The 9,565-nt window shown below is 64.2% G+C and carries 14 protein-coding genes and 1 pseudogene; 2 read left to right on the forward strand and 13 right to left on the reverse strand.

Annotated elements, in window-relative coordinates:
- Both ACIQ2E_RS09035 and ACIQ2E_RS09040 read left to right on the forward strand, forming a co-directional pair.
- A pseudogene (locus ACIQ2E_RS09035) lies at positions 1-231 on the forward strand (alanine dehydrogenase); the annotation flags it as partial.
- A 98-nt stretch (positions 232-329) separates the two neighbouring features.
- The gene (locus ACIQ2E_RS09040; RefSeq protein WP_398329212.1) at positions 330-632 is read left to right on the forward strand and encodes a hypothetical protein; all 303 of its coding nucleotides are present in this window, start codon (positions 330-332) and stop codon (positions 630-632) included.
- On the opposite strand, the gene ACIQ2E_RS09045 is transcribed toward ACIQ2E_RS09040, so the two are convergent.
- The 13 genes from ACIQ2E_RS09045 to ACIQ2E_RS09105 all read right to left on the reverse strand — a co-directional run bounded on the left by ACIQ2E_RS09045 (position 622) and on the right by ACIQ2E_RS09105 (position 9,433).
- A complete protein-coding gene (locus tag ACIQ2E_RS09045) occupies positions 622-1,074 on the reverse strand; it encodes a YchJ family protein (protein ID WP_398329215.1) in 453 nt (150 codons plus the stop codon). The two genes, ACIQ2E_RS09040 and ACIQ2E_RS09045, sit on opposite strands and share 11 nt — an antisense overlap.
- Positions 1,074-2,144, reverse strand: coding sequence for a DUF3326 domain-containing protein (locus tag ACIQ2E_RS09050; RefSeq protein ID WP_398329237.1), 1,071 nt, complete (start codon positions 2,142-2,144; stop codon positions 1,074-1,076). The genes ACIQ2E_RS09045 and ACIQ2E_RS09050 overlap by 1 nt, the downstream gene beginning before the upstream one ends.
- Complete coding sequence (locus ACIQ2E_RS09055; RefSeq protein WP_398329218.1) at positions 2,144-2,344, reverse strand: hypothetical protein; 201 nt, start codon at positions 2,342-2,344, stop codon at positions 2,144-2,146. The genes ACIQ2E_RS09050 and ACIQ2E_RS09055 overlap by 1 nt, the downstream gene beginning before the upstream one ends.
- Positions 2,345-2,349: 5 nt before the next feature.
- Positions 2,350-2,673 (reverse strand): 2Fe-2S iron-sulfur cluster-binding protein, encoded by a 324-nt coding sequence (locus tag ACIQ2E_RS09060; protein ID WP_398329220.1) that lies wholly within the window; start codon positions 2,671-2,673, stop codon positions 2,350-2,352.
- Positions 2,674-2,729: 56 nt separating this feature from the next.
- The gene (locus ACIQ2E_RS09065; RefSeq protein ID WP_398329240.1) at positions 2,730-3,452 is read right to left on the reverse strand and encodes a putative 2OG-Fe(II) oxygenase; all 723 of its coding nucleotides are present in this window, start codon (positions 3,450-3,452) and stop codon (positions 2,730-2,732) included.
- Positions 3,453-3,586: 134 nt separating this feature from the next.
- Positions 3,587-4,540 (reverse strand): F0F1 ATP synthase subunit gamma, encoded by a 954-nt coding sequence (locus ACIQ2E_RS09070; RefSeq protein WP_398329223.1) that lies wholly within the window; start codon positions 4,538-4,540, stop codon positions 3,587-3,589.
- Between the two features lie 30 nt (positions 4,541-4,570).
- Entirely contained in the window at positions 4,571-6,088 is a 1,518-nt protein-coding gene (gene atpA / locus ACIQ2E_RS09075; protein ID WP_398329226.1) for a F0F1 ATP synthase subunit alpha, read from the reverse strand.
- A gap of 53 nt (positions 6,089-6,141) precedes the next feature.
- A complete protein-coding gene (atpH, locus tag ACIQ2E_RS09080) occupies positions 6,142-6,690 on the reverse strand; it encodes an ATP synthase F1 subunit delta (protein WP_296448704.1) in 549 nt (182 codons plus the stop codon).
- Positions 6,690-7,208 carry a F0F1 ATP synthase subunit B gene (locus ACIQ2E_RS09085; protein ID WP_398329229.1) on the reverse strand — a complete coding sequence of 173 codons (519 nt, stop codon included), beginning with the start codon at positions 7,206-7,208 and terminating at the stop codon, positions 6,690-6,692. The genes atpH and ACIQ2E_RS09085 overlap by 1 nt, the downstream gene beginning before the upstream one ends.
- A complete protein-coding gene (locus ACIQ2E_RS09090) occupies positions 7,205-7,666 on the reverse strand; it encodes a F0F1 ATP synthase subunit B' (protein ID WP_296448709.1) in 462 nt (153 codons plus the stop codon). Before ACIQ2E_RS09090 ends, ACIQ2E_RS09085 begins: the two co-directional genes overlap by 4 nt.
- A gap of 105 nt (positions 7,667-7,771) precedes the next feature.
- On the reverse strand, positions 7,772-8,020 hold the full coding sequence (atpE, locus tag ACIQ2E_RS09095; protein ID WP_010310940.1) for an ATP synthase F0 subunit C: 249 nt from the start codon (positions 8,018-8,020) through the stop codon (positions 7,772-7,774).
- Positions 8,021-8,190: 170 nt separating this feature from the next.
- Complete coding sequence (atpB, locus tag ACIQ2E_RS09100) at positions 8,191-8,919, reverse strand: F0F1 ATP synthase subunit A (RefSeq protein WP_010310941.1); 729 nt, start codon at positions 8,917-8,919, stop codon at positions 8,191-8,193.
- Positions 8,920-8,968: 49 nt separating this feature from the next.
- On the reverse strand, positions 8,969-9,433 hold the full coding sequence (locus ACIQ2E_RS09105; RefSeq protein WP_398329234.1) for an ATP synthase: 465 nt from the start codon (positions 9,431-9,433) through the stop codon (positions 8,969-8,971).
- Positions 9,434-9,565: the final 132 nt, after the last annotated feature.

Raw genomic sequence — 9,565 nt, forward strand, 5'->3', positions numbered from 1 at the left:
TACGCCGTAGGCAACATGCCCGGTGCCGTGCCGTTCACCTCCACCGAAGCGCTGGTGAGCGTCACCCTGCCCTACATCGCGGCCGTGGCTGGCCGCGGACTGGTGGAGGCGGTCACCGATCGGCCTGAGCTGGTGTCCGGCTTGAACACGGTGGCCGGATCGGTGTGCCATCCCGGCGTGGCGAAGGCCCTGGGATTGCCCACCCGGCATCCGATGGCCTGCCTGAACTGAAGCGCCGGAGTGGAAAACATTCTGAGCAGGCGGGGAACCCCGAGCCGCGCCATCCATACGTTGAGTTCAGCCGTTGCAACCACGGCTTTTTCGATGCCATGGCCTACTGCCGCGCCCTCGTTCCCTTCCACGGCTCCCGCTCCCCTGGAGAGCTGTTGCGCCCCCTGCTGGAGCAGCTCGGCCTGGAGGTGGAGCAGCCCGATCACCGCACCCTGATGGCCTTCGAGCGGCCCTGCTCCGGCCGCCGCGTCAACGACTACGTGCGCGTGTGGGCCGACTGGAGCGACATCGCCAGCACCGGCGAGCTGTGGCTCGAAACCCTCAGCGGTGAATGCATGGCCCGATCGAGCACCCGCTGCGCTTCGGTGCTCGATCGGATCTGCACAGGCCTCAACCGCTGAGCTCGATCGCTTCGAGATAAAGCCAGGCTCCATCGGGACGGCAAGCCTCGCGGCCAAAGCGAGAGCACTCCCGCAAGGTCCCCTGCTGCGCACCGGCGCTGTAGTGGGCGATGAAGGTCACAGTGCCTTCTAGATCGGCAGGTCCGCCGGCCTCCGTGGCCACGATCTCCAACCCCCGCCAGCGCAGCTTCCGGCAACTGGCCTCAAGCGAACGGCGCCGGGCCTGCACGGGCTCCTCAGAGGGTTGAGTACGCAGCAGGTGATCAATCTCAGCAAGGGCAAAGGCGCTGTAGCGCGAGCGCATCAGCTGCTCAGCCGTGGCGGCGGCTCGCTCCTGCCGGTGCAGCGGGCGGCAACAGGTGGCGTAGCTCGCCCCCTCGCTGCCGCCACCGCAAGGGCACGGCTGCTGTGGGTCGGGCCCTTTGGCGCCAAAGCCCGCCATCAGCCCTGCAACTGCAAGGGAGGCAACGGCCGGCGCAGGGCCGCAGGAGCAATGCCCTCCCGCAGCGCCAGCACCAGCCCCGCCGCCTCGCTGTAGCTGGAGGCCGCGATCACATCGAGCCCCAGCGCCTCAGCCGTCACCTCCAGTAGGCAGGGGTTATCCACGGCAATCACGGGAATGCCGCGTTCCGCGCAAGCGAGCACCGCAGCGCCGCCGAGCGCACCGGCTGGGGCGATCACAGCGCCCACGGCATCAATTCCCAGAGCCGGGGCACTCGCCCCGCCCACCCCGGGAGGCTTTGCAGCAGGCAGTAGATCCGGTGCCCGGCTCAGGCCCACCAAAACGCAAGGCAGGAAGGTGAAACCCAGCTCCTCGCCGGCAGCCCGGGGGTCGAGATCGGGATCGAGCGGCAGCGGGCTGAGGGCCGGGGCATGGGCACAGGGCAACCCCAACGCGCGGCTGAGCAGGTGGCTGATCACCGCCTCAGCGCCGGCCAGCGCATCCACACCACTGCCCTGGCGGTAAGCCGCCAGGGCTTCACTGCCGGGGTCATCGGGGAAACGCGCCACCACAGCGATGGCGGTGGCCCCCGCGGCCTTGAGCCGGCGACCAGCCCGCAGCAGCGCTTGCGGCTGGCCCAGCTGCCCCCAGCTCACACCACTGGCCCCGAGGCTGAGGCTCACCTCCAGAGGCCGATCCGTGATCACCACCGGGCCGATCTCCAGGCCAAGGGTGGCGCGGCAACCATCGGCCACCTGCAGATGGCGCTGCCGCAACTCCGGCTCAATGCCGGCATCGAGCAACAACCCCACCCGCTGCTGACGAACCGGCTGCAGCAGCAGCTCCCCCGCCGCGAAGCAATCGAGGCTGGATCCCTCCACGTAGTGGATGCGCGGATCACTCCAATAGAGCGCCGCCCCGTTCATGACATTGGGATGGGTGATCAAGCAACCGCTGGCCGCCGCCAACAACCGCGCGGCAGGCAGGGCGTCGCCGGCGTAGCCGCCCACGGCACAGCCCACGCCCGTGGGGATCACCAACAGGGTGGGCAGAGCAGGAGCCGCACTGATCACGCGTCAGCCACCTCCGCGGCACCACCGCTGAGCACCACTGCCTCGATCCGAAGCAACGGAGGCTGCTCGGCGCGGTGCTGAACAGCGGTGATCGCCCAGCGCAGTGGCGTGCCGTGGGCGCCAAGCGCAGCTTGCACCTGCTCTCGCAGGGAGCCGGGCTGGCGTTCAAGCTGCAGCAGCAAGGGGAGCAGCTGCAAACCACTCACTTCTGGTATTGGCCGAACTGCGCTTCGTAGAGAGCATCTTCCTGGCCAGCGGTGAGCTTGAGGTCGCTGCGCGGGAACGCCACGCACAGCAGCGCGTAGCCCTGGTCCTGCAACTCGGCCTTCACGCCCATGGCATCAGGCTGATGCACGCTGCCCTCATGGATGCGCGCGGCGCAGGTGGTGCAAACCCCTGAGCAACAGGAGCTGGGCAACTCCACACCGGCGGCCTCCGCAGCAGCCAGCACGGTTTGCTCAGCGCTGCAGCTGAAGCTATGGCTGGTGCCGTTGATCTCACAGACAACGTTGAAGGTGTCGCTCATGGGGCGCAGCGGCAGCTGGTGCTGGTGGCCATCCATTGTCCCGGATCGCCGAACCGCTACGCGGGCCCAGGCACCTGACACCACTGAGCGGGATGGGGGGCCAGGTACTCCGGCGGAGCGGGATCGTCAGCGGAAGCCAGGGGGGCCGTCAGGGCGAGATCGAACGCCAGGGAAAGCCGCAGATCGTCGCTGTCGTTGTTGGGAGTGACGGCGTGATCCGTCCTTGCCGGAAAAAGAACCAGCAGCCCGGCCTGGGGCGCCACATCCACCCAAGGGGCATTCCAGCGCTGGCCGCCACAAGAGCGCTCATCAATCGGAGCGCCATGACCCACCGCCAGACCAGGCACCAGTTCATTGCTGTGCTGCGGGGGAAACAGGCGCAAACAACCGCTGCGGCCACTGCCATCGCCATTCAGATACAGAACCGCACTGAGATGAGCGTTGGGATGGTGATGGCGGCCCACCACCTGCCCGACCTCACTCACCACAGGCCATGCCCGCTGCACATGCAGCGCCACGCTGCCGGCACGAAAACCCAGCTGTTCCAAATACAACCAGGCCTGCCGCTCCACCTCAGCGGTGATGGCCGCAAAAGCATCAAGCCGGTGCAGCTGCCAGATCCCATTGATGTCCCCCGTCCACGCACAACCAGGCTCCGGATTCCCCTCGGCCTCGCCCCGCAGCGCAAGCACCTCCTGCATCAACAACGCCAAATCCAAAGGATCAAGCCGCAGCTGAACCCGCGCCAACGCCAACGGAAACAACCCCTGCAATTCCATAGTCACGAGCCGCATCCATTCATCCTCCCCGCCGCCTAGCCCCCACGCCCAGCCAGCAAAAAACCTCGCCGGGAAGGTCGCATCCGCAAAGCGGCAGCAACCGACCGACGAGGCTTTTTGCTGGCTGCGAGAGCTCAGGCCATGGCAGCCGCGCCACCCACCACTTCCAGGATCTCCTGGGTAATGGCGGCCTGGCGGGCCTTGTTGTAGTCGAGGGTGAGGGTCTTGGCGAGCGCCTTGGCGTTGTCGCTGGCGTTGTTCATCGCCGTCATCCGGCTAGCCAGCTCAGAGGCAGCAGCTTCCTGGAGGGAGCGCAGCAGCTGGTTTTGCAGATAAAGCGGCAGCAGAGCATTGAGCAGTTGCTCAGGGGTCTGCTCAAACACCAGATCAGAGGGCAGAGCCGGCTGCTCGTTGGCAACCTTGCCTGTCTCCACACCCAGCTGACCATCGCGGGTGGTCAGACGGAAAATCTCATCATCCGGGCTGGCGATGCCCTGGGGATCGAGGGGCAGCAAGGTTTGAGACACCGGCTTCGAGCTCACCAAGTTGATGAACTTGGTGAAGATGATCTCCACGCGATCGGTGCTGCCGGAGAGAAACTCAGCCAGCACTTCTTCAGCGATCTTGCCGGCTTCAGCGGCGTTGGGCACCTGCTCGAGCCCCATGAAGGTGGCGCGAATGGTGTACTTGCTGGCGCGGTTCTGGAAGTAGGTTGCCACCTTGCGACCAATCAGCACCAGATCCACCTTGTAACCCTGAGCGGTGAGCTCAGCGTGACGCTGTTCGGTGCGCTTGATGATGTTGGCGTTGTACCCACCGCACAAACCACGATCACCGGTGACGGCGAGCAGGGTGATCGTGCTCACATCGCGGCTCTCCAGGAGGGGAGCATCCACCGATTCGAACTGCATGCGGGTCTGGAGGTTCTCCAGAATCCGTGCCAGCCGGTCGGCAAACGGCCGGCTGCGCAGCACTTGCTCCTGGGCGCGACGCACCTTGGCGGCGGCCACCAGGCGCATGGCCTCGGTGATCTTGCGGGTGTTCTTCACCGAACTGATCCTGTCGCGGATCTCCTTGAGGTTGGCCATGGAAGAGGTTCTCCGGGGTAACCGTCAGGATCAGGCCGCAGCCAGCATCGACGACTTCACTTCGTTGATGGCGTCCTTGAGCATGGCTTCAGCTTCATCGCTGAGCTGCTTCTCGGTCTGCACCTTGTTGATGAACTCGGCTTTGTTGCTCTTGAGGTATTCGCGCAGTTCGCGGCAGAACTGCACGACCGACTCCACGGGCACCTCGTCGATCATGCCCTTCACACCGGCGTACACCACGGCCACCTGCTCGGCCAGGATCAGGGGGCTGAACTGGGGCTGCTTGAGGATCTCGCGCAGACGCTTACCGCGAGCCAGCTGCTGCTGGGTGGCGGCGTCGAGATCGGAGGCGAACTGGGAGAAGGCGGCCAGTTCGTCGAACTGAGCCAGCTCCAGCTTCAGGGTGCCGGCGATCTTCTTGATGGCCTTGGTCTGGGCAGCACCACCCACACGGCTCACCGAGATACCCACGTTGATGGCAGGGCGCAGACCAGAGTTGAACAGGTCGGAGCTCAGGAACACCTGACCATCGGTGATCGAGATCACGTTGGTGGGGATGTAGGCCGACACATCGCCAGCCTGGGTTTCGATGATCGGCAGAGCGGTCATCGAGCCTTTGCCCATGGCATCGCTCAGCTTGGCGGCACGCTCGAGCAAACGGCTGTGGCAATAGAACACGTCGCCGGGGTAAGCCTCACGACCGGGGGGACGACGCAGCAGCAGCGACATCTGGCGGTAAGCCTGGGCCTGCTTGGTGAGGTCGTCGTAAATCACCAGGGTGGCCTTGCCCTTGTACATGAACGACTCCGCGATGGCGGCGCCGGTGTAAGGAGCCAGGTACTGCAGCGCAGCCGACTCAGAGGCGTTGGCGGCCACCACGATGGTGTAGTCGAGGGCGCCCTTCTCGCGCAGCACTTCCACCACGTTGGCCACCGAAGCAGCCTTCTGGCCAACAGCCACGTAGACGCAGACAACGTCTTCGCCCTTCTGATTGATGATCGTGTCGATCGCGATGGCGGTCTTACCGGTCTGGCGGTCGCCAATGATCAGCTCGCGCTGACCGCGGCCGATGGGGATCATCGCGTCGATGGCGGTGATGCCGGTCTGCATGGGCTCATGCACCGACTTGCGCTGGATGATGCCAGGCGCCATCGACTCGATCAGACGGGTCTCGCTGGTGGCGATTTCACCCTTGCCATCGATGGGCAGACCCAGGGGGTTCACCACGCGGCCGAGCATCGCGTCGCCCACGGGCACCGAGGCGATCTTGCCGGTGGCCTTCACGGTGCTGCCTTCCTGGATACCCCGGCCCTCACCCATCAGCACAGCGCCGACGTTGTCGTCTTCGAGGTTCAGAGCGATGCCCTCGGTGCCATCTTCGAACTGCACCAGCTCACCGGCCATCACCTGATCAAGGCCGTAGACGCGAGCGATTCCATCGCCGATCTGCAGCACGGTGCCGACATTGCTGACGGAAACCGACTTGTCGTAATCAGCGATCTGCTGCTTGAGGATCGCGCTGATCTCGTCGGGGCGGATGGAAACCATGGGAAGCGAGAAAGATTGAGGACGGGGTGTGAGGAAAGGATTCGGGTGCGGGGCTAGCCCACCTTGGCCAGCGCCAGTCCGAGGCGACGCACCTGACCCGCGAGGCTGGCGTCAATCACCTTGGAGCCAACCTTCACGACGAAACCGCCGATCAGATCAGGATCCACAGAGAGGTTGATCTCCAGCTTGTCGGTACCGGCCACGGCCTGAACCTTCTTGCTGAGCTCGGCCTGCTGCTCTTCGGTGAGAGCGGTGGCCGAGGTCACCTTGGCGAGAGCGATGTTGCGCTGATCGCGATAGAGCTCGAGCATGCGTTCAAGCACGGCATCGAGCACGCCGATGCGCTGACGATCCGCCAGCAGCTTCAGCAGATTGAGGAAGGAAGGGGTGAGCTGATCGCTGAACAGCTTTTCAAGAGCAGCCTTCTTGGCATCCACTTCCAGAACGGGCGAGGCCATGGCCTGGCGCAGCTCGGGGGATTCGTGCCACAGCGCTAGAACGGCCTTGGCCTGATCCACCACCTGATCCACTTCCTGGCGGCTCTCAGCCACCTGCAGGAAGGCTTCGGCGTAAGGGGTGGTGATCGTGTTGAGCAGCGGCATCAGGCGTTCCCCAGAGTTTTGATGGACTGGCTGACCAGCTGAGCCTGAGCTTCAGGGCTGAGCTTGCCGGGGAGCGTGGCCAGTGCTTTTTCAATCGCCAGGCGGGCAGCCTCGCGGCGCAACTGGTTGCTCACACGAGCAGCCTCGGCATCCATATCGGCAACAGCGCCTTGCTTGAGACGAGCCATCTCATCGATGGTGCGCTTCTCGCTTTCGAAACGGATGGATTCGGCACGGGCCTTGCCGTCGGCACGAATCTGTTCGGCCTTCTGCTGGGCCTCGGCCAGGTCCTTCTGGGCCTGAGCGAGTTGGGTTGTGGCACTGGCCAGACGCTCCTCGGCATCTTTGAGGTCGGCCAGGATGATCGCTCGACGCCGCTCCAGGATGCCACCCAGGAAATTGGGCAGGAACTTGTAGAGGGCGAAGATGACGATCGCCAGGTTGATGATGTTGGTCTCGAACAGGTTGAGGTTCAGACCAAAGCCACCGTGGTTGGCGAAAAGGTTTGGGAAAGTCATTTGGCGGCCAGCAGACGGTCGACGATCAGGTCACCGAGCTTCTCGGCGTCACCCTTGAGCTGGCCAAGGGCCGATTCCCGCTGGGCATCGATCTCACGACGCGCCGCTTCACGGGAGGCATTCGCTTCAGCCGTGGCGGTGGCCAGAGCTTCGCGATAAAGCTTGTCGGAATCCTGTTCCGCTTCCTGAATCAGCTGTTGGGTGGCCTTGCGGGCCTCCTTGAGCTGCTCACGCAGATCCGCCTCCAGACGCTCCACCTGAGCAAGCTTTTGCTTGGCCTCGGCACGGCTGGTGGTGATGTAGCCCTCGCGCTCCTCCACAACCCGGCCAACGGGGCGGAAGAACAGGGCATTGAGAATGAAGGTGAGGAGAACCACCTGCACCGCCATCAGCGGCAGGGTGGCATCGAGGTCAAACAGACCTCCCTCCGTTGCACCAAGCAGGAGCCAGCTGGTCATGAGGCGGGGGTGCGGGCGGATGAAAGCGGTCGCGTGCGGATGCAGTGAGGTGAAATGAGTGCGGAGACCCAGCGTCTGCCAGGCCCCCGCTCACCTCAAGCGCGATCAGCCGGCGAAGGGGTTGGCGAACAGCAGCACCAGTGCGACCACAAGGCCGTAGATGGTGAGAGCTTCCATGAAGGCCAGCGACAGCAGCAGGGTGCCGCGGATCTTGCCGTCGGCCTCAGGCTGACGAGCGATGCCTTCAACAGCGGAACCAGCTGCGGTGCCCTGACCGATACCAGGGCCGATGGCGCCGAGGCCGACAGCCAGACCAGCCGCGATAACAGACGCAGCGGAGGTGATGGAATCCATGGTGGAACGAAGGATGTAGGGCGCTGGGAGAGCGCGGACGGGGACCGGGACGTTATCCCTGCGCCTGGGACATCTCGGATTGACTCGAGATGGGCCCGGATCGTGCCGGACCTGCGCGCAAGGAGTTTGCCAGAGAGGGTGTGCCGCTCTGGCGGGGTTGAGGACGGGCCTCAGTGATGTTCTTCGTGCACCGCTTCACCGATGTAGTTACCGGCGAGGGTGGCAAAAATCAAAGCCTGGATGGCACTGGTGAACAGGCCGAGGAACATGGCCGGCAGGGGAACCAGTAGAGGAACGAGGAAAGCCAGCACGGCCACCACCAATTCGTCGGCCAGGATGTTCCCGAACAGACGGAACGACAGCGACAGAGGCTTGGTGAAGTCTTCGATGATCTTGAACGGGAGCATGATCGGGGTCGGCTCCACGTAGTACTCGAAGTACCGGAATCCTTTGCGGCTCAGACCTGCATAGAAGTAGGCCAGCGACACCAGCAGAGCCAGTGCCACGGTGGTGTTGATATCGGCAGTGGGAGCGCCGAGCTCACCTTCGGGGAGATGAATCAGCTTCCAGGGCACCAGGGCGCCGCCCCAGTTACACACGAAAATGAACAGGAACAGCGTGCCAATGAAGGGCAGCCAATCGCGGTAGGCCTTCTCGCCGATCTGCTCACGGGCGAGATCACGGATGTAATCCCACAGAAACTCGAGCAGGTTCTGCATGCCGCGCGGATCGCGCTCCATCTTGCGGCTGCCCACCAGCACAAAGGCCAGCAGAGCACCGATCACCACCCAGGAGCTGAGAAACACCTGGCCGTGGATCTTGAGATTGCCCAGCTGCCAATAGAGGTGCTGACCCACCTCCAGTTCGGCAAAGGGAAGAGCGAGTGGCAAGAAACCCATCGGGTTGTGCGTTCGGTGTCGCGAAGCGACGGTTCAGGGAGAGGCCAGCTCAGGAATCGAGCAGAACCTGAAGAATCAGGGCCGGTTTGTAGAGCAGGAAGCCGAGCAGCGCCGGCAGGAGCTCCAGCTGGGGCAGGCGGGCCGAGGCCAACACCAACACCACAGGCACAAGCAGCTGCGTCTTGCCCACCTTCTTGGCGCCGTTGCCGAGCTTGCCCACGCTGCGAGCTAAAAGCCGCAGATAGAGCAAACCGCCCAGTGCACCCACCAGCAGAGAGCCGGCGATATGAAGGTTGAAGGCCAGAGCCGTGATCACAACCGCCATGGCGGAAACGATCAAGGTGGCCAGGAGCAGACGCCGCTGGAGGCGCAGGTAGTCGTCGGAAGGGGCAGCTGCAGCCGGGGAGGCCACCTCAACCGCCGTCGTCGGGTCCTTCGGCAGATCCTCGCCCTCAGCGTGCATCGCCTCGGTTGAAGCGCTGTCGTTATGAGGGAGCGGGGGGGTTGCCAGCAAGGGCTCCTGCGCTCTGAAAAGGCGCGCGGAATCTATCACGCAGCGCTGCCCACGCCTGGCCGAAGCAGGAGCACTCGCTGCGCCAGCAACTCCCTTGCCACAGAAGCCATCTGCGTCTCAGGCCAGCCCAGG

The sequence above is a fragment of the Vulcanococcus sp. genome (genome assembly GCF_044369115.1).
GTDB lineage: Bacteria > Cyanobacteriota > Cyanobacteriia > PCC-6307 > Cyanobiaceae > Vulcanococcus.